At 60.7% G+C, this 24,084-nt stretch carries 17 protein-coding genes; 4 read left to right on the top strand and 13 right to left on the bottom strand.

Features of this window, described 5'->3' with window-relative positions; all coding sequences use genetic code 11:
- Nucleotides 1–182 precede the first annotated feature (182 nt).
- The 8 genes from FFV09_RS15645 to FFV09_RS15610 all read right to left on the bottom strand — a co-directional run bounded on the left by FFV09_RS15645 (nucleotide 183) and on the right by FFV09_RS15610 (nucleotide 12,268).
- A complete protein-coding gene (locus FFV09_RS15645; protein WP_141448694.1) occupies nucleotides 183–1,154 on the bottom strand; it encodes a LysM peptidoglycan-binding domain-containing protein in 972 nt (323 codons plus the stop codon).
- Nucleotides 1,155–1,502: 348 nt separating this feature from the next.
- Nucleotides 1,503–1,847: a hypothetical protein gene (locus tag FFV09_RS15640; RefSeq protein ID WP_141448693.1), complete on the bottom strand. Its 345-nt coding sequence runs from the start codon at nucleotides 1,845–1,847 to the stop codon at nucleotides 1,503–1,505.
- Nucleotides 1,848–1,867: 20 nt separating this feature from the next.
- Entirely contained in the window at nucleotides 1,868–2,581 is a 714-nt protein-coding gene (locus tag FFV09_RS15635) for a pirin family protein (protein ID WP_141448692.1), read from the bottom strand.
- Nucleotides 2,582–2,818: 237 nt separating this feature from the next.
- The gene (locus tag FFV09_RS15630; RefSeq protein WP_141448691.1) at nucleotides 2,819–4,855 is read right to left on the bottom strand and encodes a beta-galactosidase; all 2,037 of its coding nucleotides are present in this window, start codon (nucleotides 4,853–4,855) and stop codon (nucleotides 2,819–2,821) included.
- Between the two features lie 99 nt (nucleotides 4,856–4,954).
- Entirely contained in the window at nucleotides 4,955–6,775 is a 1,821-nt protein-coding gene (locus FFV09_RS15625) for a sensor domain-containing diguanylate cyclase (RefSeq protein WP_246098357.1), read from the bottom strand.
- Between the two features lie 247 nt (nucleotides 6,776–7,022).
- On the bottom strand, nucleotides 7,023–9,149 hold the full coding sequence (locus tag FFV09_RS15620) for an alpha/beta hydrolase family protein (RefSeq protein ID WP_141448690.1): 2,127 nt from the start codon (nucleotides 9,147–9,149) through the stop codon (nucleotides 7,023–7,025).
- 190 nt (nucleotides 9,150–9,339) lie between these two features.
- Nucleotides 9,340–11,106, bottom strand: coding sequence for a dihydroxyacetone kinase subunit DhaK (dhaK, locus tag FFV09_RS15615; RefSeq protein ID WP_141448689.1), 1,767 nt, complete (start codon nucleotides 11,104–11,106; stop codon nucleotides 9,340–9,342).
- 25 nt (nucleotides 11,107–11,131) lie between these two features.
- Complete coding sequence (locus tag FFV09_RS15610; RefSeq protein WP_141448688.1) at nucleotides 11,132–12,268, bottom strand: glycerol dehydrogenase; 1,137 nt, start codon at nucleotides 12,266–12,268, stop codon at nucleotides 11,132–11,134.
- Nucleotides 12,269–12,560: 292 nt separating this feature from the next.
- Between FFV09_RS15610 and FFV09_RS15605 the strand changes: the two genes are divergently transcribed.
- The 3 genes from FFV09_RS15605 (at nucleotide 12,561) to FFV09_RS15595 (ending at nucleotide 15,797) form a co-directional block, all read left to right on the top strand.
- Nucleotides 12,561–13,592: a PocR ligand-binding domain-containing protein gene (locus FFV09_RS15605; protein ID WP_141448687.1), complete on the top strand. Its 1,032-nt coding sequence runs from the start codon at nucleotides 12,561–12,563 to the stop codon at nucleotides 13,590–13,592.
- A 352-nt stretch (nucleotides 13,593–13,944) separates the two neighbouring features.
- Complete coding sequence (locus FFV09_RS15600) at nucleotides 13,945–14,532, top strand: TetR/AcrR family transcriptional regulator (RefSeq protein WP_141448686.1); 588 nt, start codon at nucleotides 13,945–13,947, stop codon at nucleotides 14,530–14,532.
- A 128-nt stretch (nucleotides 14,533–14,660) separates the two neighbouring features.
- Entirely contained in the window at nucleotides 14,661–15,797 is a 1,137-nt protein-coding gene (locus FFV09_RS15595; RefSeq protein ID WP_141448685.1) for an MFS transporter, read from the top strand.
- 27 nt (nucleotides 15,798–15,824) lie between these two features.
- Here the strand turns inward: FFV09_RS15595 and FFV09_RS15590 are convergent, their stop codons facing one another.
- The 4 genes from FFV09_RS15590 to FFV09_RS15575 form a co-directional block, all read right to left on the bottom strand.
- The gene (locus FFV09_RS15590; RefSeq protein ID WP_212635443.1) at nucleotides 15,825–16,634 is read right to left on the bottom strand and encodes an SGNH/GDSL hydrolase family protein; all 810 of its coding nucleotides are present in this window, start codon (nucleotides 16,632–16,634) and stop codon (nucleotides 15,825–15,827) included.
- Nucleotides 16,635–17,631: 997 nt separating this feature from the next.
- Nucleotides 17,632–18,813 carry a sn-glycerol-1-phosphate dehydrogenase gene (locus tag FFV09_RS15585; protein ID WP_141448684.1) on the bottom strand — a complete coding sequence of 394 codons (1,182 nt, stop codon included), beginning with the start codon at nucleotides 18,811–18,813 and terminating at the stop codon, nucleotides 17,632–17,634.
- A gap of 411 nt (nucleotides 18,814–19,224) precedes the next feature.
- The gene (locus tag FFV09_RS15580; RefSeq protein WP_141448683.1) at nucleotides 19,225–20,016 is read right to left on the bottom strand and encodes a DUF4261 domain-containing protein; all 792 of its coding nucleotides are present in this window, start codon (nucleotides 20,014–20,016) and stop codon (nucleotides 19,225–19,227) included.
- A 447-nt stretch (nucleotides 20,017–20,463) separates the two neighbouring features.
- The gene (locus tag FFV09_RS15575; RefSeq protein WP_246098356.1) at nucleotides 20,464–21,033 is read right to left on the bottom strand and encodes a hypothetical protein; all 570 of its coding nucleotides are present in this window, start codon (nucleotides 21,031–21,033) and stop codon (nucleotides 20,464–20,466) included.
- A 242-nt stretch (nucleotides 21,034–21,275) separates the two neighbouring features.
- Here FFV09_RS15575 and FFV09_RS15570 point away from each other — a divergent pair, with 242 nt between their 5' ends.
- Nucleotides 21,276–22,196, top strand: coding sequence for an AEC family transporter (locus FFV09_RS15570; RefSeq protein ID WP_141448682.1), 921 nt, complete (start codon nucleotides 21,276–21,278; stop codon nucleotides 22,194–22,196).
- Between the two features lie 326 nt (nucleotides 22,197–22,522).
- On the opposite strand, the gene FFV09_RS15565 is transcribed toward FFV09_RS15570, so the two are convergent.
- Nucleotides 22,523–23,794, bottom strand: a complete 1,272-nt coding sequence (locus FFV09_RS15565) for a methyl-accepting chemotaxis protein (RefSeq protein WP_141448681.1) — start codon at nucleotides 23,792–23,794, stop codon at nucleotides 22,523–22,525.
- Between the last annotated feature and the right edge of the window lie 290 nt (nucleotides 23,795–24,084).

Genomic DNA, 24,084 nt, shown 5'->3' with positions numbered 1-24,084 from the left:
GATTAGGGAGTCGATCGGCGGGCTGCCGCTGCGGCAAGATCGGCAGGCAGCGGGCATGCCGCTATGCCGTTCTCGGCGCCGGGATTGGGCGGCGGTCCGCTTGCTACAAGCCGAGGAGGCCCGGCCGCGGCGACGGGATGCGGCCGCAAATCAACGGCCGCCAAGCGGTTTGGGGCGTCCGCTTAAGACGCCGGAACCGGCACGGCTGCTGCCGGGCCTTCCGCGCCGGCTGCGGCGCCGGGCTGCGGGCCGTTCCCGTCGGTGCCCGGAGCCGCCGGTGCGCCTGCGTCGGGGCCGCCGCGATGTCCGCGGCCTTCGCCGGGGCCGTGCGGCGCTTTCGCTTCGAACACGCGGTCGATCTTTTCGCCCGTGCGCTTTTTGGCCTCGGCGAGGCGCTCGTCATGCTGCGCCTGCGTGATCTTGCCTGCGGCCAATTCTTCGGCCAGCTTGGCCTGGTGCTTCGAGACCAGCAGCGCGATCAGCTTCTGCTCGTCGACCTGCTGTTCGGCGGCGATCGCCGACAGCGTCTTGCCGCTCTCCTGCTGCGTGCGCAGCTGCTCTTGCGTCAGGTTCAGCAGCGCGGCGAGCCCGGTCCGCTCGGCTGCCGGGCCGCCTGCAAGGCCGGGTCCGCCGTGCGGTCCGCGGCCCGCTCCGGGCTTGGACGGATCGAATACGCGGTCGAGCTTTTCGCCGGCGCGCTCTTGGGCTTCGGCGAGGCGCTCGTTATACTGCGCCTGCGTGATCTTGCCTGCGGCCAATTCTTCGGCCAGCTTGGCCTGGTGCTTCGACACCAGCAGCGCGATCAGCTTCTGCTCGTCGACTTTTTGTTCGGCGGCGATCGCCGACAGCGTCTTGCCGCTCTCCTGCTGCGTGCGAAGCTGCTCTTGCGTCAGGTTCAGCAGCGCGGCGAGCTCGGCTCGCTCGGCTGCCGGGCCGCCTGCAAGGCCGGGGCCGCCGCGCGGGCCTTTGCCGGCCTTGTCCGCTTGAAGCGGGTCCGCTGCCGTGCCGGTCGCTTTGGGTGCAGCGACCGAAGCATCGGCCGTTTTCGAAGCGGAGTCGGATGCCGACGCCGCATACGTATGCGTGACGGCGGCCGTACCTCCCGCCGCAAGCGTCAAAGCCAACGCGCCTGCCGCGATTTTTTTGTTCATCATGGTCAAAAGCCTCCCTGTCTGTTCCGTTTAGTGACGTTCATCCTTCCGACTTGTCGACTTCCAAAGTGTACCTGCCGTTTCTGTGAGGAACCTGATGCTGCGCTGAATGTTTGCTGAACGTCGGCCTAGCCGGGCCTAGCAAAAAGGCCGCAGCGCTCAAGCGCCGCGGCTTTGCAGGGAAAGTCCGGAGTCGGAACCGGATACGGCCCGGACCGGAATCATACAGGAATCGGACTGAAATCAGACCGGAATCGGCTCGAAACCGGAACGCAACCGGATAAGGCTCAGACCCGGGTGCGAGGAACAAGCAGCCGCGCATTCGATATGCCGGCCGCTATCCGCTCTCCGTTAAGCCCAGTATTCGTCGGGCTTGTAGGTGATCTCCGCGCCGGTGACGATCGTCAGCGTGGATGTCGCTTCGTCATAGGCGACGTCGTGTTCGCCGACATAGAACCAATGCTTGACCGGCGGCTCGCCCGGCGGTTCTTCGAAATGGAACACGTTCAGTTCGCGCTGCATGCCGCGAATGTCTTCGGCCAGACACGGGGAGATGCCCTGAATGGTCAGCACGGCGGCTCCGTCGTCGCCGGTCCGCTCAAGCGTATACGTGACATCGTCGGTTCCGCTGTTCACGAGCATCCGCCCCGTCACCGCATGCTTCACGAGAATGCGGTCGTGATCTTGAATCGTCATTGTCGCTTCCTCCTTTTGGCTTAGGGCAGATCGACGAGCATGTAGAAGACCGGCTCGGCAGCGGTCAGCGCAAGCTCGGGCGCGTCGGTCATACGTGCCGTGTCGCGGCGGCCGAGCGAAGCGGTATCGCCTCCGCCGGCTACCTCAAGCTGTCCTTCGATCACGAACAGGAAAGTGCGGCGGCCGTCTGCCTGCCGGAAATCCAGGCTCTGCCCCGCTTCCAGCCGGCTCAAATAGATGGTCATGTCCTGGCCCATATCGGTGACGCCTTCGAGTCCCTGGCCGGACGCGATCGGCAGCAGCGCGCCGTCGAGCGCCGCCGTGTCGAACTCGCCCGTCGTGTAGGACGGCTGCTTGCCCCGCTCCGTCGGCTCGAACCAAAGCTGCAGGATATGCACGTCTTCATGCTCCGACGGATTGTGCTCCGTATGGATGACGCCGCTGCCCGCGCTCATGCGCTGCACGCCGCCGAAGCCGGTCACGGCCACGTTGCCGAGGCTGTCTTCGTGGCGCAGACGGCCGGACAGAATGATCGACACGATCTCCATGTCGCTATGCGGATGCGCGCCGAAGCCTTTGCCCGGCGCGATCACGTCGTCGTTGCAGACGCGCATCGGGCCGAATTTGACGTTCTCCGCGTCGTAATATTCACCGAAAGAGAAGCTGTGGCCGCCTTTGAGCCAGCCTTTATCGTATTCGAAACGCGAACTTGCCGGATAAGTCTGAATCGTCATGGGTCTAACCCCTTTCGTGTGCGAAAATGGCGAGGAGACGCGTGAGCGCCTTCTTTCTCTATTATTACTTTTAATTCGAGATTTTCAAGAGGAAAATAAAAATAAAGTTAGAAACTTTATAAAAATTAGCTGTGATCAGCGCCGAAGCTCATGAACGGCACCAGCCGCATGGGCTTCATTAGCCTCACTCACATGCCTCATGGGCTTCATACGCTTCCGAAGCTTCAATCCCGCTTCCTACACGCGGAAAATCTCCACCCCGTACGGCGCAAGCTCGATCTCGCCGTCGTAACGCTCGCCGCCGAGCAGCCCTTCGCCCTGCACCGCTTCGGCATACGTATCGCCGAGCCGGAACCGGCGCGTCTCGCGGCCGAGGTTCAGCACGAACAGGTACGCGCCCGACTCCCCGCTGCGGACGGACAGCTGCACGCCGGGCGGCAGGTTCCCGGCATGCACGATGCCGCGCGCCTGCGCAATGTCCAGCAGCAGGCTGCGCAAATAGTCGTCCTCGGGATGTGTGCCGAGATAATACGTCTCGCCGTGCCCGAACTCGTGCCGGACGATCGCCGCTTCGCCGGCGAAGAACGCGCTGCCGCCGTAGCGGGCCAGCACTTCGGTTTGCCTGTTCTCCACCGGGTCGAGAATGTCCGCCCACTGGCTGCCGGCGTACGGCTCGCCGTCCGCGGTGTCGAGCCGCACGATGTCGCTGCCGAGCGGGTCGTATTCGCGTACCGTCACGCCCGCGCAGTCCGCCAGCAGTCCCGGCAGCGGCTGCATGACGCAGACGTTGTTCATGTTCTTGACGCCGGTTCGCGCCGTCAGCAGCAGCGTGCCGCCGTCGGCCGCGAAGCGCGACAGTTTCCCGGCGGCGGCATCGTCCAGCAGGTACAGATGCGGCGCGAGCACGAGCCGGTAGCCTTCGAGCGGCTGGCGCCAGTCGATCACGTCGCAGTCGATGCCGAGCTTCGTCAGGGCGCGGTGATACGTTTTGATATTTTCGTAATAGTCGAAATTGTCGGTCTGCTTCTGGATACGCAGCGCTTCAAGCTGTTCGTGCGACATGAGGATCGCGACTTTGGCGTCCGTCGACGTGCCTTCAAGCAGAGGCGCGAGCCGCCGCACTTCGGCGCTCATCGAAGCGAACTCGGCAAGCCGCCGGCCCGGCACGTTGCTGTGGTCGATCAGGCCGTGCCAGAACTGCTCCGCGCCGATAGCGGCGCTGCGCCAGCGGAAATGCACGACCGTGTCCGCGCCGCGCGCGATCGCCTGCCACGCATAGGCGCGGATATAGCCGGGCTGCGGCATGCGCCACATCGGCATCCAGGCGCCCGGCGAGCCGCTGAGCTGCTCCATGATCCAGAAGTTTTTGCGCTTGATACCGCGGGTGACGTCCAGCGACAGCGCGCCGCTGTAGGGCGACGTCGCGGCTTTGGCCGGCGACGTGTTCGGATAATAGTCGAAGGAAGCGAAATCCAGCTCCTCGCCGACCCGGTACAGATCCAGCCGCTGCGGATAGCTGTGGAAATTGTGCGTGATGAAATGGTCCGGGCAGTAGGCCCGGATCGCCGCGATCTGCCCGGCCTGGAACTCGGCCACGGTGTCCCACTGGAACCTGGCGAAATCGAGCAGGAACGACGGATTCTGATACGGCGAGCCGCCGAGCGGCGGCGTCACTTCGCTCCACTGCGAATACTCGCCGCTCCAGACGACCGTGCCCCATTCCCGGTTCAGCCGGTCCAGCGTGCCGTATTTGCGGTACACCCAATCGCGGAAATCTTCCGCCGCCTGCGGGCTCTGGCTGTCGAGCATGCCGAACTCGTTGTCCGTCTGCCAACCGATCACGGCCGGATGCTGCGCATAGCGCTGCGCCAGCTTGCCGACGATCCGCTCGCCGAACCTGCGCAGCGAACGGCTGTTGAAGCAGCGGTGGCCGCGCACGCCCGGCTGGAACACGCCGCCGCCTGGCAGGATCGGCAGCACGTCGGGGTATTTGTCCGTCAGCCATCTCGGCGGCGTATGGGTCGGCGTGCCGATGACCACGTCGATGCCGCGGCGGCCGAACAAGTCGATCGCCCGGTCGAGCCAGCCGAAATCGAACTCCCCTTCCCGCGGCTCCATCCGGCTCCACGCGAATTCGCCGACGCGCACGACGGCCACGCCCGATTGCTGCATCAGCTCGGCATCCGCTTCCCAGATCGATTCGTCCCAATGCTCCGGGTAATAATCGACACCCATTCGAACTTGTTCGTACTTCTTGATCGGCTGCTGCTGCATGATGACTTCCCCTCTCGTAGTCGCTTCGTGCTTTAGACATTCGAGGTTCCGCCGTCAATCCCTGCCCGATCGCAAACGTTTTCCGGTTAAAAGCCCCCGTCAGCCCTTTTCCGTGCCCCGCTCTTCCGCAAAGACGCACACCCGGTTGCGCCCCTGCTCTTTGGCCCGGTACAGCGCGCGGTCGGCAGCTTCGATCAGCGCGGCCCCGTCCGGGCGGCCTTCGACGGAAGCGACGCCGAAGCTCGCCGTGATCCGGTATTTGCGCGACGGCGATTCGGACTCCAGCCGGACGCGGAACCGTTCCGCTGCCGCCCGCGCCGCTTCGGGCGAAGTATCCGGCAGCAGAACCGCGAACTCTTCGCCGCCGAACCGGACCGGAATGTCTCCGGCGCGGACTTCGTCCATAAGCAGCCGGCCCACATGTTTCAGCACCAGATCGCCTTCCGGGTGGCCCCACGTATCGTTGAACGTTTTGAAGTAGTCGATATCGAGCAGGATAAGGCTGAGCGGCAGCGAGGCGGAACCGGACTCCCGCTGCGCGGCGATGCCGTCGAGCGCCTGCTCGAAATAGCGCCGGTTCCACAGTTCCGTCAGCCCGTCGCGCATCGCCATATTTTTGATCCGCACCGTCTCGCTCGCATTTTCCAGCGCGGTAACGATCATCGGCGACAGCTTTTCGAGCCGTTCCTTTTTTTGCAAGGTGAAAAATCCGGTCCGGGCCGACATCAGATTCAGCACCCCGATCACCCGGGCTTCTTTGCGCAGCAGAATGTGCATGGACGAGCGAATGCCGAGCGCGTACAGGCCGTCCGTAATCTCGCCTTCGGCGCGGTACTGCGACCAGTCTTCGTGCACCATCGAGAATCCGCCGTTCAGCAGTTCCTGGATGTCTTTCTCCTCGCCCGACAGCATCCGTTCGTCCAGCGACACGGTTCCTTCGGCGCACACGGCTTTGACGGAGAAGCTGCGGTCGGCATTCTGCGTAATGACGGACATGCGCTCGCACACGATCAGCGAACCGAGCGATTTCAAAATGCTGCGGTACGCTTCTTCCGGACTGCGGGACTGGTGCAGCATGTTGATCATCCGGTACGTATTTTCGAGCGTCTGCTTCTCTTTCTCCATCTCGTCGTGCATCCGCCTGAAATTGCGCACCAGCCGGCCGATCTCGTTGTCTTCGACGTAATCCGGCAGCCGCTCGCGAATATTGCCGTCTTCGTAGGAAGCGACGACGCGGTCGAGCTGCATGATCGGCCGCGTGATCCGCATCAATCCTTTTTGCAAATAATTCAACATCAACATCTGGAAAACGATAAAGATCAACGCGATTGCGCCGAACAGCAGGTACAGGCGGTTCAGCATCTCGGTGCGGCGTTCGCCGCGCAGCAGCTCGACCTGTTCGAGCAGCGAACGCTGCTGCGTGCGGAATTGGTCCAGTTTTTGTTTGGCGGCCAACAGTTCGCGTTCGGACACCGATTCGCCGGCCATCACCGTGCGGATCTGCGCGTCGCCGAATTCTTTTTTCCAACCCAGGCCCGTATCGGTCAGCTGTCGCACCGCCTTCGTAAGTTCGGTCCGCCCCTTCATCTCGCGTACTTCAAGCAGCAGCGCGTCGGACGCGGACCGATAATTCAGGCTGCCCCGGTCGAACGGCTCCAGAAATTCCATACGGCCGGTCAACAGATACCCCCGCTGCCCCGTCTCCTGATCGACCATCGCGTTCTCCAGCCGCAGCAGCTGCGTCCGCAGATCGGCCGTCTGCCGTACCCCTTCGTAATTGGAAAAAAGCGACCGGACGAGATACGTAAATCCGAGCGCCACGATCAGCACGAATCCGATCATGAACACGATACTCGCTTTGAGCAGTCCCGAACCGACGAACTTTTTTCCCTGAAGCAGGTCTTTGATCATCCTGTTCATGTACATTCTCCTTCAGCCGTTCCGGAGCGCCGAACGCGTCGGACACATTCGGCATAAAACGTTCCGGCGGCAATTTTGCTGACGGTCCCTGCGCGAAGAACCTCTCTTATTTATCTGCCAAAAAACGAACTTTTATTAGAGCCATGCGGCACGAGAGCCGTGAAATACGCAAAAGCCCGGAAATGCGGACGCGCGAAAAAGCCGCCGGAACGTAAGCCCCGGCGGCTTGTCGAACGGGAATCGGCGCTTAGACCAGATTCCAGAACATGACCGTGTTGGCGACCGTCACCAGCGTGAACAGAATCGTGTTCACGAAAGCGGGCAGCCATACGTTATTCGTTTTCTCGAACAGTTTGCGCGCGTAGATCGCGGCGACGACCAGCACCGGCACGAGTGCGAACAGCAGGATGCCGTTCAGGTTCTGGGCCGGGTAGAGCGCCACGCCTCTGGCGAAGTCGAGGCCGTACTGGGCGATCAGCCACAGGATCAGGCCGCCCACGTTCAGGAAGATCGCAAGCAGGTAGCCGCCTTTGCGCGAGCGGGTATCCGCATTCAGCGCTACGGCGCTGACGAAGTAATAGATCAGGAAGAACGGCATGTAGCGCAGTCCGGTCACGAAATGCTCGAACGTGAACGTGCGGACAGCGAACGTCCAGATCCGGAAGTCGGTGCCGAAGACCGCCTGCACGGCGAACAGCAGCAGATAGCCGATCGCAACGGCGATAACCGCCGTGCACAGGCTTGCGACGATCGTCATCGGATTCAGGCTGATGCCGTAATCCGAGAAGCTGGCGCCGGCATGCTTTTTGTTGAAGTAGTAGAACGCGAACGTGATGAACGCCGTGATCGACGCGGACACGAGCGCCCAGTAGACGATCTGGTTCGTCGTCGGTTCGTTGAAGAACGGGCTAAGCGGCACGATGCCGTCCGCTTTGGCGAACAGAATCCACATCGCGGCCGAAACGACCGCGAGAATGAGGCCGCCGATACCGACGTGGCGCATCGCCGCCGAAGCACCGGAACGGGCGAAGCCGATCACGGCCGCCACGACGGACACAACCAGCAGCACGATCGCGACGATCGTCAGCGCGTGCAGGCCGCCGGCCTGTTTGTCCATCAGCGTCGGGAACAAAATGGCCGGGATCAGGGCGCTGAAGACGACCGCGATCCAGTAAGCGGCTTTTTGCCCGCCGCGAATCGGTCTGGCCAGCGGAGCCGTGACCGCCGTGATCGATTTGTTCAGGAACGGCAGACGGAGCAGCAGTACCGACATCGGCACGATCATCAGGAAGAAGCCGATCATGGCGACGAAGTTGAACGCTTCCTTGAGCCACCAGATCTGGCTGTCCGAAGACAGGTTCGCGTCGACCTGGTTCGGAGACGTGACGCCTTCGAACGCGTGCGTGTAGAAGTCGATCAGGTAGCCGGTCGTTTCCGGCGAGAAATGGTTCCACGGGTGCGTCTGATTCGGCGTGTAGATGATACGCTCGCCGCTCTGCGAAGGACGCACGACCTGGTCTTCGACTTTGACGTCGCCGGAATCGACCGTGTAATACTGGCCCTGCTTCGCTTCTTCGGCGCCTTCGCCGAGTCCGAGAAACGCGCGGCCCGACAGCGTTTTGGCAAAGTCTTTGCGCATAACGGTGCCGACGATTTCTTTTTCCGCGGCCGTCTTCTCTTCATCGGATTTGTTGAAGAAGAATTCGTCGTAATGGCCCGCGATCATGCCGACCGTCCGGTCGCCGTAAGCGGCCATGAGCTGGTCCTGCGGTGCGACGGCTGCGGCATAGGAGAAGTCCGCGCCGACGGAAATGCCGGTATAGATCATCCGGTGTCCGGCCTGCAGCGAATTCATCTCGTCCATGTACATGGCGAGCAGCGTGGAGAAGCCGCCCATCGAGTGACCGCTGACCGCGAGGTACGCGTTGCCGTTTTCGTCTTTTTTCGTGTAATCCTGTTCGTACATGTATTTGGCGGCGTCGAACTGCGAGAAGATCCAGAACGTCGAGAACTGCTCGCCGACCTTGATGTCGCCGTCCCAGCGCGAATCGCCGTGATCGTACATGTCGAGCGCGAGCACGATGTAGCCGCGGCGCGACATTTCGATCGCCGGCGCGTCCTGCATTTCTTTGGTGTTTAAATAGCCGTGCGTCGTGACGATAACCGGGCGGGGATCGTCCGGGCCGGCGCCTTTGGGCATGTACAGCAGGCCGTTAAGCGTGCCGTGATCGGCTTTGAACGAAATTTCCTTGACGTTGACTTTGTAAAAAGACGTGTTGAACATGCCGGCGAGCAGGCTGCCCAGCACGATCAGGATCAACGACAAAGCAAGCAGTCCGGCCGGTTTTCTGAATAGGTTGGATAAGGTTTTCACTGAGCTGTCTCCCTGCGACTCTGTGGTCGCTTCAATATGAACGCTTAAAATTGCGGAAGCCCGAATTGCGGATAACGAACAAGCGGGTGTACAGGCGTAGAGCCTATAAGCGCGCAGGGCAAAGAGCCGGTCAGCCGGATGTTCCCGGCTGCCGTCAGGCTCTGCTCTTCTTGTTCGCGCGGAACGCTTCTTACTTCAGGCTGTCCGACAGCTGCGTGAAGATCACGCCGAGCGCGTGCGCGCCCGCATCCGGATACCCGATGCTGCGTTCGCCGACCGTACCCGCGCGTCCCATGCGCGCCACGATCTCCTCCGTCTTCTTGGCTCCCGCCACAGCCGCTTCCGCGCCTTTGGCGAAAGCCGTCTTGACGTCGTCGCCGGCCGCCGCGCTTGCCGTCCAGGCATCCGCGCACGGCACGAGCGCGTCGATCAGCGTCTTGTCGCCGACGACCGCCCCGCGTCCGAACGAACGCTCGCCGGTCGACTGGATGCCGGCCACCGCGGCCTGCAGCAGCTCGGCGAAGCCGGCCACGTCAAGTTCGGTGCGGTCGCCCGCCGAACGTCCGGCCGCGCGGAACGCGGAACCCCAGATCGGCCCGGAAGCGCCGCCGCAGTATTCCATAATGACGAGCGAGCACTCGTTCAGGAAGCCGCCGATCGAACGGTCTTCGTGCGACAGAATTTCTTTCCATTCGCGCTTGAGCTGCTTGAAGCCTTTGGCGACGCTCATGCCGAAGTCGCCGTCGCCGGCCTGCGAATCCAGTTCGCAGAACGGGATTTCGTTCTCGATGATGATCTCGCTCATCTTGTCGATCACGTACACGACGTTGTCGCGGGTCATCTTGCCGCCGGACACCCGGGCATATTCCGCCGGCGTCTCGACCGTGAACGAAGCCGAATCGGACACGTCGTCCGCGCCGGAGCGGCGCAGCTCCTCATAAGCCGGCTGCACGACCGGACCGGACACTTTGAACGCCGGCGTATCGCTTTCGCGCGACAGCAGTTCCTTGAGTTCGTCGTCCAGCTTCATGAACGTGACCGACATGCCCGCCATATCGATGCTCGTCATGTAGTTGCCGACGAACGTGCGGTTGATCTTGACGTTCTTCTCCGTCAATTCGCGCGTGACCGCGTGATTGAACAGATACAGTTCCTGCAGCGGCGTCGCGCCGAAGCCGTTGATCAGCAGGGCGATTTCTTCGCCTTCGCCGCCTTCGAGCTTCATATCGCGCAGCAGGTCCGTGACCGTATGGGCGGCCAGTTGGTCGGCCGTCGCCATCTTCTCGCGGCGGATGCCCGGTTCGCCGTGGATGCCCACGCCGTATTCGATCTCGTCTTCGCCGAGCTTGAACGTCGGCGTGCCTTTCGCCGGCACGGTGCACGACGTCAGCGCGAAGCCGATGCTGCGCACATTCGCCGCGGCTTTCTCCGCCGCCGCTTTGACTTCGGCCAGGCTGCGGCCTTCTTCGGCCGCGGCGCCTGCAATCTTGTGCACGAGCACGGTGCCCGCCACGCCGCGGCGTCCTACCGTGTAGAGGCTGTCTTCGACCGCGATATCGTCGTCGACGCGAACGTAATCGACTTCGATGCCGTCTTCGCTGGCCAGATGGGACGCGTTTTTGAAGTTCATGATGTCGCCGCTGTAGTTTTTGATGATGAGCAGCGCGCCCTTATTGCCGGCGGTCGATTTGATCGCCTGGTAGATCTGGATCTGGGACGGCGAAGCGAACACGTCGCCGCAGACCGCCGCATCCAGCATGCCTTTGCCGACGAAGCCGGCGTGCGCCGGTTCGTGGCCGCTGCCGCCGCCGCTGATCAGCGTCACTTTGTCCGCGTTAAGCTGCTTTTTCTGGATAATCTTATATTTTTGCACGAACTCCAGCTCGGGATGGGCCAGCGCTAGACCGCTGCCCATCTCCATGACCAGATCTTCCGGTTTGTTGATTACTTTTTTCAAAACAAAACCCTCCTCTATAGATAGCTTACAGACCTCTGGCCGCTTTGTACGCGCTGCCGATCCGGTCCGCCGTCTGCACGGCTGCCGCCACTTCTTCTACCGTAACCGGGAAAGGCATGGCGTGAATCGATTCTTCCGGGATGCATGCCTTCTCCGCGATTTGCATCAGCTGTTCGCGGGTGATCGACTTCACGCCGATATCCGCCAGGCAGACCGGCAGGCCGACGTCCAGACAGAAGTCCATGACCTGGTTGAGTTCTTCGGTCGGCGCGTTCTCCAGCACGAGCTGGGCGATCGTACCGAACGCGACTTTTTCGCCGTGGAAATAATGATGCGCTTCTTCGAGAATCGTCAGGCCGTCGTGGATAGCGTGCGCGCCGGCCAGGCCGCCGCTTTCGAAACCGAGTCCCGACAGCAGGATGTTCGTCTCGACGATATTTTCGAGCGCCTGGGTCACGACGTTCGCGTCGCAGGCCGCTTTCGCTTTGACGCCGTCTTTGAGCAGCATTTCGTAGCACAGCGTGGCCAGCGCCATCGCAGCGTTCGTGCCGATCGCCGGAGCCGTTTTGCCTTCTCTCGCGCCGCTCGGCAGACCCGCGTTTACTTTCGAGTATGAACGGGACGTCGCGCGGGCTTCGAAGTACGTGGACAGCGCGTCGCCCATGCCGGATACGAGGAATCTCGTCGGCGCGTTGGCGATAACGGTCGTGTCGACCAGTACCACGCTCGGGCTCTGTTTGAAGTACGCGTAGTCGTCAAAAGCGCCTTCCGGCGTATACAGCACAGCCGAGTGGCTCGTCGGTGCGTCGGTCGCGGCGATCGTCGGGCAGATGATCAGCGCTTCGCCCTGGGCTACGCATTTGGCGGCGTCGATCGCTTTGCCCCCGCCGAGGCCGATCACGCAGTCGCAGTTGTTCTCTTCGGCGATCTGCTGCAGGCGCGCGACTTCCTGACGCGAACATTCGCCCATGAAACCGCTCTCAACGAACGAGATTCCGAATTTGGCTGCGGTCGCGTCCAACTTGTCTTTCACTCGCGCCGCGTCGTCCGGGTGAGCGATCAGCAGAGCCGATTTGCCGAACGAACCGACAAAGTAACCGAGGTTGAGCAGTTCATTTTCGCCTTGCACATATTTCGACGGACTGATAAAAGCTTTTCTCATCTTAAATCCCTCCAGATAGTGGTTTGTTTGATCGTAGAATTGCGGTCGGAAGCAGGATATGAAAATACGATTTTAAAAGCCGTAAACGTTCGATTGCGCATCCTGATGCCGCTTTCTTTCATCATAATCTACAATTTTAAGGTTTACAGTGGACTTTCCAAGCAATATATTATAATTTGAAATCGTAATTTGATGTCCTTGTGTCTAAAGTTGTATCTTTTTGTCATCGCTTACATGCTTTTATGCGTTCCTGCATGTATTTAAAATCCCATTTTCGAAAGAAGGAACTCCCATGACCGGCGAACCCCTCAGCATCCAGACCGTTTTCGATCTCGAAAAATGGGAACGTCTCCAGGATTCGCTCGCCTCCGTCACCAAGCTTGCCATCTTGACCGTCGATTACAAAGGCAACGCCGTTACGCGGCACAGCGCCTGCCAATCGTTTTGCAACGCGGTCCGCCAGGACGAAGACCTGCTGCCCTACTGCCAGAAATGCGACTCCCGCGGCGGGCTGGAAGCGGTGCGCTCGAACAAGCCCTACATCTATCTGTGCCATTACAACATTATCGATATCGCCGTACCGGTCATGATCGACGGGCAGTATATCGGCGCCGTCATGGCCGGCCAGGTGCGCCTGTCCGACTCTTCCGGCCCGCCGGAACTGGAACAGATTCTGACTTCCAAGAACAAGAAGCTGTACAGCGAGAAATGGGAAAAGCTCAAAGACCATTACGCCGATCTGCCGGTCATGTCGTATCAGGAGATCGTCACGATCTCCAATATGCTGTCGCTGCTGTGCAGCTACATCGTGGAAGAAGCGACGAACAAGAACCGGATTACGGAAATCTTCGACAAAGCGTCGGGCAGCGGCACGCTGCCGAGTCTGTCGGAGCTGCTGCCGGGCTATACGCTGCGATACCCGGAGAACGCGCGCCGCGAAGCGGCCCATCTGCTTGCCGGAACGACGCTTGGCGGCGAGGCGGGCGACGGCGAACGCTGCGACAATCCCGTGCTCCAGCCGGCGTTCGATTATCTGTTCGCGCACAAAAACGAATCGGTGCCGCTCAAGAAAATGGCCGAGCTGTGCCATATCAGTCCAAGCTATTTCAGCCGCCTGTTCGCCAAGGAAATCGGGGAAAGCTATTCCGGCTACGCCGCCCGGCTGAAAATCGTCTGGGCGCGGCAGCTGCTGGAGCAGACCGACCTTCCGATCTCGCAGATCAGCGCGGAGCTTGGCTTCAACGAACCGGGCTATTTTATCAAAACGTTCAAGAAATACGAAAACGCGACCCCCGCCGTATACCGGAAATATTATCGGAAATGAAGCACGGCCTTTTTGTCGGACCCAACCTGAGCGGATGCTTTGTGCATCGGTTCAGGTTTTTTTGGGCTCCGAGACTTGCGCAGACGCCGAACAGGATGCTTTTTCCGCAGCCGTCCGACGAACTGTCGAACCATCGAAACGCCGAACCATCGAACCGTCGAACCATCAAACCGTCGCAAGCCGGAGCACGAAGGATGACCGATCCGAAAAGCGACCTCAAGTCTCCGCCCAATAGAGAGTCCGGCTTCCGAAACCGGTTGTGTCGGAAAAACGGACGCCGTTTGACAACGGAGCCTTGTTTCTTTAAGCTGGGTAGAACGAACGTTATATTTGAGCGGGGAGGAGTTCCAGCATGAGCGCCAAAAAAGAAGATCTGCTTCGCACGGCGGAGAACTTGTTCTACCAACACGGCTTCCATTCGATCGGGCTCAAAAAAATCGTCGGCGAATCCAATATCGCCATGATGACGCTGTACAACCATTTTGCTTCCAAAGACGAGCTGGTGTCCGAAGTGCTGAACCGCCGCGAACAGGACTATATGGATAAATTGCAAAGTGCCGCCGCGGGAAGGTTCGGTGACGGCGCGGCGGCGGACGATTCGGTCTACGTCCGGCTGGCTGCCGCGCACGCCCGGTGGATGGCCGGCCGCGCGGCGCGCGGCTGCCTGTTCCTGCGGGCGAAGGAAGAATACGGCGCGGACGACGCCCATCCGATCGTCCGGCTGGCCGAAGGCCATAAGCGGCGCCTGAAGGAATTCGTCCGCGCCGCCGATCCCCGGCGTTCCGGGAGCGAAGCGATCCAGCTGTGCCTGCTGCTGGAAGGGGCTACCGCTTTGGCGGAAAGCGAAGGTCCGGACGCGGCGGGCGAACAGCTGCTTGACCTGACCCGCCGGCTGTTCGCGGACGGGTCAGGATCGGAGCCGGCCGCGAGCCGGGCGTAATTCCGAAACAAAAACAAAAATAAAAACAAAAACAAAAATAAAAACGGGAACCGGATTCCCGTTTTTATTTCCACTATAGATATAATGATCGTTCTATCTAAATTTTATTCAAAAAGGAGCGCTATTCAATGAAATCGATAATCGGTCCCGGCATGGCGATGGTCGCGGTGTGCTATGCGTTTGCCCGCTTTGCTTTTGCCTTGTTCCTCCCCGACATTTCGCGCGAATTCGAACTGGATGCCGCCGCCGCAGGCCGCATGCAATCGCTCAGTTATCTCGCTTACGTGCTGGCTTTGACCGTGTCCGCATTCACGCTGCGGGTGATCGGGCAGCGAGGTACGATCCTCGTCACCGGAGCGTGCGCGATCGCCGGACTGACCCTGATCGCCGCGGCTTCCGACGCGCGCATGCTGTCGATCGGCCTGTTCGCGGCCGGACTCAGCACCGGCTGGGTGTCGCCGGTGCTCGGGCAGCTCGTTGCCCGTTCGCTCGAGCCGCAGCGGCAAAACGGAGCCAACGCCCGCATCAACAGCGGCAGCGGGATCGGCATCGTCCTGTCGGGACTTGCGGCCATGATCTTCGCCGCTTCCTGGCGCGGCGCTTACGCACTGTTCGCGCTGGTCGGAGTCCTGACTGTCGCCTGGCTGATCTTCCGGCTGCGCGGCGTTCCGAACGAGCGTCCGCGCGGCGGCAGCCTCTGGAGCGAAGCGCGCAAATCGGGCCGTCTGCTTCCCGCTTCGCTGATCGCCGGGCTCGGCTGCGCCGCGTACTGGACGTATCTGATCAGCCATTTGCAGGCGGAGCAGCATCTGTCCGCGCAGGCGGCATCCTGGTATTGGATCGCGGTGGGAGCGGCGGGTATCGCGGGCGGTTCAGCCGGTAAAATCGCTGCCGCCCGGGGCCTTCGGCGCGCTTACCGCCTCGGCGTCGCGCTTCTCTCGGTCTCCGTCGCACTGATTGCCTTGTCCGTGCCCGAGGTCAGCCTGTTCTCGGCCCTTCTGTTCGGGGCCGCCTACGTCCTGCTGACCTCGCTGTTCATCCTATGGGGCACCGGCATTCCCGATGCTTCGCCTTCGGCGCAGATCAGCCTTTCGTTTCTCGCCCTGGGCGTCGGCCAATTCGCCGGCTCCGGGCTGGCCGGCATTTGGATCGAAGCCGTCGGATACGACGCGGTGTTCCTGCTGTTCGCAATCGTGCTCCTGATCGGCCTGCTGTTCTATCCGAACGCCGAAAAGCCGGCTCTCCCCAAAGAGCCGGCGGCTTGATAAGATGCGGGCGTTCCGGCTCTCCGCTCAGACGATCGCCGCCGCGCTGGCCTGCACGGTATCCAGCCAGCGCCGCGCCAGCAGGCCGTGCCCGGCCGTCGTCGGATGGACACCGTCCCAGATCCAGTACGCAGCCGGCGCAAGTTCGCATGCGGCGTCGAACGCATCCTGCAGCGGCACGAACACCGCGCCGAATTCGTCCGCCAGCCGCCGGACGGCGGCGCCGCAGGCTCTCGCCGCCGCGTTCCAGGCGGCCCAATCGTAATCCGTATGCCCGCCCGGCAGGATGAACGGCTCGCACAGCACGAGCCGCGCAGCCGGAAGTTCCCGGCGGGTCCGCGCCAGCAGCCGGCGGTAGTCCGCTTCGTAGCTCGCCGGATCGAAGCCGCCCGGCTCCGCGATCGACGTCAAAATATCGTTGACCCCGATCAAAATGCTGATCGTGTCGGGCCGCAGATCGATCGCGTCTTCCGTCCAACGCGCTTCGAGATCGCTCACCCGATTGCCGCTGATGCCGCGGTTGACGAACGCCGGCTGCTGCTTCGCCAGCGCGAAGCCGCGCTCCGCCGCAATCCAGAACGCATAACCGTGCCCGAGAATATGGTTCGGGTCCGAGTCCCGCCCCCGATTACCGTCCGTAATCGAATCGCCCTGAAAAAGAATGTTCCGGGCTTCCGGACAAAATTCCGGACGATCTTCCCCGCGATTCTCTTCTTCGTGATTCCTTTCTTCCTGACTCCCGTCTTCCTGCTTCCCTTTTTCCTGACTCCCGTCTTCCTGCTTCCCTTTTTCCTGCCCCTGCCCCTGCCGTGACTCGCCCTTCCCTGTTGCGGTCATTCCGATTCTCTCCTTTTCGAAAACGTTTCAAATCTTGACTATAGTATTCGCCGCGAGGCTTCGTCCTCCTGCTTGCTCCTTCCTTCCTTCTTTCCTACTCACTTGTTGCCTGCTACCTTGTTACCTGTTACCTGCTGCGCCCTCTTGCTCACTTACTCACTTACTCACTTACTCACTTACTCACTTGCATTTTTGCTTGTCTGCAAGATCTGATGCACGCTTTCTTTATGATGTTTTTGAAAATAACGTCCTCACGACAGTTATTTTAATTGTTCGTATGTTTGCCGAAAAAATAACGTCCTGAGGACAGTTAATTTCGACTCTCTCTGCCCAAACAAGCAAAAATCCGCCGAATAACTGCTCTCTCGCAGTTATTCGGCGGATTCGGTAGATCAGGGCGCAAATAACTGCTTTCTCGCAATTATTTGCGTGAAGGGCACTTTTGATCGCGGTCCGGGGCGGAAAAAGCTATGCGGAGGGCGGTTGGCTACGCGGAATCCGGTTGGCTGGGGGCGGCGCCGCATGAATAGCCTTCCTTCTTCCTTCCTTCTTACTTACTTACTTACTTGCTGTCTGCTGTCTGCTGCCTGCTGTCTGCTGCCTGCTGCATGCTGTGTGCTGTCTGCTGCGCCCTCTTGCTCACTTGCTCACTTGCTCACTTGCTCACTTGCTCACTTGCTCACTTGCATTTTTGCTTGTCTGCAAGACCTAATGCACGCTTCCTTAATCATGTTTTTGAAAATAACGTCCTCACGACAGTTATTTGGGTTGTGCGTACGTTTGCCGAAAAAATAACGTCCTGAGGACAGTTAATTTCGACTCTCTCTGTCCAAACAAGCAAAAATCCGCTGAATAACTGCTCTCTCGCAGTTATTCGGCGGATTTGGTAGATCAGGGCGCAAATAACTGCTTTCTCGCAATTATTTGCGCGGAGGGCGCTTTTGAACGCGGTCCGGGGCGGAAAAAGCTGTGCGGAGGGCGGCCCGCCCTCGCCCGCCTACTCCGCTTCGTTCAACGCGCGCAGCAGCGTATGCCGGTTCAGGCGCACGGTGTGCGCCTGGCGCATGCTGCGCATGAACAGCTCGTCGTCGATGCCAAGCTCGACTCGGCTGGCGGGGCCGCCGACGGCGACCAGCAGGCCGCGGATCTCGCCCTCGGACGGCACGTCTTCGAGCCAGCCGCGCAGCGTCTCGCCGTGGCGGTCGATCGCTTCCGGCCGGCCTGCCGGATAGCGGCCGTGCTCGACGGCGCCGTGGTACAGGCGCGCGATTTCGGCGCAGGCGGCGCCGACTTTGGCGCCATGCAGCAGCTGGCGGTTGCCCCGGCGCAAATATTCCATCTCCCAGTAATGGGACAGATGATGTTCTCCGCCGGAAGCGGGGTACGATTGGCCGAGCAGCAGCATCGCCAGGCCCGATTCGATCAGCGCGCTGATCAGCGCGAGGATGCCTTCTTCGGTGCGTCTGCCGATCGCCGTCGAATGTTGGACCGTGACGTCGAGCGCATGCTTCGTCATCTCGTACACACGCTCGTCGAACGATTCTCCGGACAGCAGATGAGACACTTTCCAATCGTACAGCGACGTATATTTGCCGAGCATGTCGCCGAATCCGGCGGCGATCATCTGCTGCGGCGCTTCGCGCAAAATATCCAGATCGGCGTAGATCGCGATCGGCGCGCAGGCCTGCACCGTCTGCTTGACGCCGCGAATGATGATCGGCGCGCCCGCCGACGTGAATCCGTCCACCGAAGGGGCGGTCGGCACCGATACGAACGGCAGCTGCGTCCGATGCGCCGCAAAGCGCGTCACGTCGTGCAGCGTGCCCGAGCCGACGGCGATCAGCACGTCCGCCGCGCCGGGCGGCACCTGCAGCAGCAGCTGCACGATCGAGCGCTCGTCCGCGAGGACGTCGCCCTGATCGTCCGGCAGAATCACGCATACGTCCGGCTCGATCCCTTCTTCGCGGAGCGATTGTTCCAACCGCGAACCCGCTACCCGCTGCGTCGTGCCGTCCACGACCAGCACCGGCCGCTTGAGCCCTCTGCGCTTCAATTCGCCCGCCACCAAATCCAGAGCGCCGGCTTCGAGCACGATCGTATCCAGCACGCCCGACGTTCCTCCTATGACCGGAGCCAGCTCTTGCAGAATCGGCCGCCAATCCGTCGTTACCGTAGACATTGTCATTCCTCCTTCGATGTTTCGGGCGCTGCCCGATAAAAGGTACGTACAACTTGGGCAAAGCAGCAGCAGCTTCTGCTTCCGGACCGATTCTCACGGTACCGTCTTGCAGTCTTCGCCATGTAAGCGTCTCCCAAGTATTCTTTCCCATCTTAGCATATGGACGAGCGAAGCGGCAAAACCGCGCACGATATTCGCTTTTTTCGCTTCGACTTCGTTCACAAGCCCGACATCGCCGCGCAGCGGACAGGCCGGGCTTGCTCGCCTCCTTCGAACGAAGAACAGTCCGAACGCCAAACGCCGGCATGCCGCCTTTTTTCCAATAAGCCATCTATTTTGTTGTAGACCGTCTATTTTATACGCACAAGTCCTTTGGACCGCGATTCGCACCGTCTCTTTGCGCTTTCCCGCTCAGTAGCCGATTTTGATCGACTGTCCTTCGACCGCGATGCCCGGAGACAGCTTCAGGCTCAGCCGCTGGTCTTCGGAGAATCCGATTGTCTCGCCGTCCAGCAGCGTCGCGCCGCAGTCCACGATATACCCCGTAATATGAAAAGTCAGTTCGAACACGTTGACGAGATCTTCGCCCGAACGCAGCACCTCGATCTCTTCGTGCCCGAAATTCCGCAGCCCGACCGTATAGGAAGACACGCCTTCGTCCTCTTCGTACAAGCCGACGAACACCCAGAGCTGCACGGGCAGCTCGCCTTCTTTGAGCAGCATTGCATTGCGCACATACGCTTCCGCAGGCATGACCATCGGCGACATATACATGGCCAGCGCATGCTCCTGCTTCAACAAGCTGCACAGCACCTGCGTAAACAGCACATGTCCGCTTAGCGGATCGGTCACTCCCGACACTTTGACCGTCACATGCGCCCGGTACCCTTCGATCTGCTTCGCGGCTTCGGACCACAGCGGATTGACGTCGCAGCGTTCTTCCACTTCGCTCTCGGGCAGAGGCTCGGTCACCAACTCGCACGATACGCGCAGGCCGTCGGCTTCGAACAGCATCCGGTCGTGCTCGGGCAGCGAGTTGGCTTCGAGATCCCAGTCGTTTTTCATATTGCGAATAAAGCGCGGAAAATCGCACTCGGGTTCGCGCAGCAGCACGAAAGCCCGCAGCGTGCGACCGGACTCGACCGGCCGCTGCCGGCGTTCCCTGCGGATCCGTTCTTCTCCGGGGCGTTCGAATAATTCCATTGCCAAATCTCCTTTTCGTCAGAATGTTATTGAACATATACGGAATGTATAAATATGTAGGTTCGAAACTATCATTACCCCAACAAGCGCAACATTTAGCCTTGAACCGCGTAACTCCTGCCGGAGACTCACGGATATGACGCCAAACCGGGTACAGGGGATCAGACGCATGCCGCTCGAACACGGGTTCGGCCCACCGGTTAATAACCAAAAGTCCAAGTCCCGGAGAAAAAAACGCAAAAAAAAGAAACGTTCCGACGGCTGCCTAAGCGGCAGTCGGGACGTTTCCCGGGTGCGGATAGCGCGCACTCGAATGAGGGGCAGGGGGCGGTCGATCCGTTAGGTGCGACAGGTACGGTAGAGGCGATGGGTACGATCTATACAAGCGATAGGCTCGACAGGATCACTCCGCCCAATACGCTCGCTGCACTCGACCCAGGCGGTCGATCAAGAACGTACCGGCACGATGCGGTACGGCGCGGCTTCCCCGTTCGTTTCTCCCGACTGCTGCGGCTCGATCGTCCAGCCGATCGACAGGACCGGCTCCAGGCGATCGCGTTCGGCCGGCGTCAGTTCCGAAGCGACGCCTTCGATCCCTTCGCTGCGTTCGACTTCCGCTTCGCGGCCGAAAACGATCCGAATCCACGTGTTGATGCCGCCGAGCGTGTTATATTTGATCCGGTACCCTTCGGTCACGGCTCGCTCGAACGTCTCCGGCTGCTCCGCCTGAAGCGTCAGCAGCGGCTCGAAGCTCGGAATCGCTTCGTCCCGCGAAGCGGGCAGGTCTCCCTGCGCGGTACGATGCAGAATTTCTTCGTCCGTGAGCCCGAGCGAGCGCACGCTTTCCAGCACGATCGCGTCCCATTGGGACAGCTTGACGCGTTCGGTCTTGTCCGCCGCGGCCGCTGCAGCTGTCGCGGCGTTCGTCGCGGTCGTGCCGGTCGTCTTTTTCGCCTCGGTCGCCTCGGTCGTCTCGGTCGTCTCGTTTTTCTCGTGGATCTCGTTCTTTTCGGTCATATGCGTGTTCCTCCCTGTGCGCGGTCGGCTTCCGATCCGCCGTTTGTTCCACTGTACCGCAATCCCGCGGCGCTTGTACAGCGCCCCTGCGGCGTGCGCGGGCCGTCCGGTTCGGGGCGCCGCCGAGGGGGAAGCGCCGCCTGCCCTTCCGCCCGGAACGCATGCGGCCGAGCATTGGTGCTATAATAAAACACGATGGTGTCCGGATACGCCAAATCGATAGAAAGAAGCTGAAGCTCCCCATGATTGCCCGGATTTTACTCGACGTCGTTCTGCCCGTGTTCGTGCTCATTATCGCCGGTTCGGTCATGCAGCGGCTGTTCCGGCTCGACCTGTATACGCTGTCCAAAATCAATTTCTATTACATAACGCCGGCCGTCGTGTTCATGAGCCTCTACCAGTCGAATATTTCGATCGAACTGCTCGGCGGCGTGGCGCTGTTCTACAGCCTGTACGTCGGCATCCTGTATGTGCTGTCGTTCGCCCTCACCCGCTCGATGAAATATTCCGGCGGGATGCGGGCCGCTTTTACGAACAGCGTGCTGCTCGACAACTCCGGCAATTACGGCCTTCCAATCAACCAGCTCGTGTTCGCCGGCTCGCCGCTCGCCGCTTCGATTCAGGCGCTGATCATGTCGTTCCAGAGCCTGCTGACGTTCACTTACGGCGTCCTCTCGATTCAGGGAGCCAAACTGAGCGGCAACTACCGCAGCGTCATTATCGGCTTCCTCAAGATGCCGGTGCCGTACGCGCTCGTGCTAGGCTTCGCGTTCCACGCGTTCGCCGTGCCGCTGCCGACGTTCGTGACGCAGCCGCTCGGCTACGTCCAGAACTCGATGGTCGCCATAGCGCTGCTGACGCTGGGCGCGCAGATCGTGAAATATCCGCTGCGGCTCGGGCGGTCTTCGATCTATTTCAGCATGATCCTGCGGCTGATCATTGCCCCTGTGATCGGCTACCTGCTTATTCTCGCGCTGGGCCTGCAAGGACTGCCCGCGCAGGCGCTGCTGATCGCTTCCGGCATGCCGACCGGCGTCAATTCTTCGATTCTGGCCGAAGAATACGACAACGAACCGGACTTCGCCGCCCAGACCGTGCTCGTCTCGACGCTGCTGAACATCGTGACAGTGACAATCCTGATCACGATCGCACAGGGATTGTAGACGCGGCTTCGGCTCTTGGGAAGGGAAGCCTGCTCTGGCGTGTTATCCCGCGCGTTCCCGGTCGCTGAGACATCGCTCACAGCCCCGGCCCGGCCGGAGACGTTATAATGGAGCCGTACGCTCCGACGCAAAAATCCCGCAGCGGAATCCGGAATTTATCCGGCGCTGCGGGATTTTTACGTGCCTTCATGAACCTCTGCATGATTCTCGTCGGACGAATTGGACTTACCGGACATAGTGGACTTGCCGGACTTATCGACCTTATCGGACTTGCCGAACGTACCCGACGGAATAACAAGCGAACCGGTCCGACCCGCGTTCCGAACCTACATCCGGAACGCCGTCGTCTTGTCCAGCAGCCTGCCGGTCATGCGGTTCAGCTCTTCCGAAGACGTGGACAGTTCTTCCATGATCGCCGTCTCCTCATGGATCGAGCTGGCGATCCGCTTCGCTTCTTCCGCGAACAGCACCGCGCGGTCGCTGATCTCGCCCGCGTAGCGGTGCGCCTGATCGACGCGGCCGGTCTGCTGCGAGATCATCGTCTCGATGCCGCGGGCGGAAGACGCCATGCTTCCGACCGAACCGTCCAGCCGTTCGAGCTGCTCTTCGACGGCGCCGGTATGCTTCGATTCCCGGTTCACCCGTTCGCTCTGCTGTTCGATCAGCGTGACGGTGTCCCGCACCTGATCCTGAATGCGGCGAATGCGCTCGCCGATCTGGCCGACCGAATCCGCGCTCTGCTCGGACAGCTTGCGGATCTCGTGCGCGACGACCGCGAAGCCCGAGCCGTGTTCGCCGGCGCGCGCCGCTTCGATCGAAGCGTTGAGAGCCAGCAGATGCGTCTGTTCGGCGATGTCGCGGATCGAACGGTTGATCACTTCGATGTCCGCCGCTTCGCGCTCCAAATGCCCGACCATTTCCTGCGACCGTACGCTTGACGCGGCCAGTTCGCCCATGCCTTCGCGCAGCGAGAAGAAAATCTCCCGCGTCGCGCGCACGGAATCTTCCATGCCGCCCGACAGCCCGATCATTTCTTCCGAACGGCTCTGCATGCCGCGGAACGCACCCAGCATCTCGTCGGCGTTGCGGCGCGAACTCTCGGTCGACTGCTGCTGACGCTCGACGCCTTCATAGATCCGGTCGACGCCGCCGGAGATCTCTTCGATCTGTCCGGCCGCTTCCGTAATCGCGCCGCTCATCATGCGCACGTTCTCGGACGTCACGCCCGCACCGGACGCGATATCTTCGACCATGTCGCGCAGGCTGCCGACCATTTGGCGAAACGCGTCATTGAGCACGGTAATTTCGTCCTGCGCGGTTCTCGACGGCACGTCGACCGCGAGATTGCCGCCGGACACTTCCTGCGCCGTCTGCGCGAGGCGCACGATCGGCTTGGTCAGCAGCCTGGAGACGAGCCAGCCCAGAATGCCGCTCCACATGACGCCCATCAGCAGGATGATCGTCATGTACAGCCAATCCGCCATCGAGCCCGCCACATAATCTTTCAGGAAAAAAATACAAAAAGCGCTCGTTGCATAGGTCACCCCGGAAATCAGGATAAATCCGGCGACCAGTTTGGTACCCAAACTCAGTTTCATCTTCGTTCTCCCCCGCCTCTTCGATTCCGTGCCTCTCCGCCCGCGATAGCTGCGCGCGGCAGGCACGCTGCACCGACCCCACCGCCAAGCGCCGATTCCCCCCGGAAGCGGAACTTGGCGGGATACAGCCGCCTTTTCTTCTTCTATATCGTCTTTGCGCAAGACGCAATGAATAAAAGACGAAATTTACTAGACATGTCAGCTATCTACATGAGTCGATTATCCCATACGAGCCGGGCATATTGAACCCCTTTACCAAAAGAAAAAGGTCCTTTCCCGAGGGAAGGACC

Origin of the sequence: Saccharibacillus brassicae, from assembly GCF_006542275.1 — a bacterium.
Taxonomy (GTDB): domain Bacteria; phylum Bacillota; class Bacilli; order Paenibacillales; family Paenibacillaceae; genus Saccharibacillus; species Saccharibacillus brassicae.
Note: the sequence above shows the minus strand (reverse complement) of the source record. Positions and strands in the feature narration are given on the sequence as shown.

Coding starts and splice junctions, on each gene's coding strand:
- FFV09_RS15600 (WP_141448686.1), top strand. CDS start 13,945: ATGAGCGCCAAAAAAGAAGATCTGCTTCGCACGGCGGAGAACTTGTTC.
- FFV09_RS15575 (WP_246098356.1), bottom strand. CDS start 21,033: ATGACCGAAAAGAACGAGATCCACGAGAAAAACGAGACGACCGAGACG.
- FFV09_RS15625 (WP_246098357.1), bottom strand. CDS start 6,775: ATGAACAGGATGATCAAAGACCTGCTTCAGGGAAAAAAGTTCGTCGGT.
- FFV09_RS15590 (WP_212635443.1), bottom strand. CDS start 16,634: ATGACCGCAACAGGGAAGGGCGAGTCACGGCAGGGGCAGGGGCAGGAA.
- FFV09_RS15565 (WP_141448681.1), bottom strand. CDS start 23,794: ATGAAACTGAGTTTGGGTACCAAACTGGTCGCCGGATTTATCCTGATT.
- FFV09_RS15570 (WP_141448682.1), top strand. CDS start 21,276: ATGATTGCCCGGATTTTACTCGACGTCGTTCTGCCCGTGTTCGTGCTC.
- FFV09_RS15605 (WP_141448687.1), top strand. CDS start 12,561: ATGACCGGCGAACCCCTCAGCATCCAGACCGTTTTCGATCTCGAAAAA.
- FFV09_RS15585 (WP_141448684.1), bottom strand. CDS start 18,813: ATGTCTACGGTAACGACGGATTGGCGGCCGATTCTGCAAGAGCTGGCT.
- FFV09_RS15635 (WP_141448692.1), bottom strand. CDS start 2,581: ATGACGATTCAGACTTATCCGGCAAGTTCGCGTTTCGAATACGATAAA.
- FFV09_RS15610 (WP_141448688.1), bottom strand. CDS start 12,268: ATGAGAAAAGCTTTTATCAGTCCGTCGAAATATGTGCAAGGCGAAAAT.
- FFV09_RS15630 (WP_141448691.1), bottom strand. CDS start 4,855: ATGCAGCAGCAGCCGATCAAGAAGTACGAACAAGTTCGAATGGGTGTC.
- FFV09_RS15640 (WP_141448693.1), bottom strand. CDS start 1,847: ATGACGATTCAAGATCACGACCGCATTCTCGTGAAGCATGCGGTGACG.
- FFV09_RS15595 (WP_141448685.1), top strand. CDS start 14,661: ATGAAATCGATAATCGGTCCCGGCATGGCGATGGTCGCGGTGTGCTAT.
- FFV09_RS15645 (WP_141448694.1), bottom strand. CDS start 1,154: ATGATGAACAAAAAAATCGCGGCAGGCGCGTTGGCTTTGACGCTTGCG.
- FFV09_RS15580 (WP_141448683.1), bottom strand. CDS start 20,016: ATGGAATTATTCGAACGCCCCGGAGAAGAACGGATCCGCAGGGAACGC.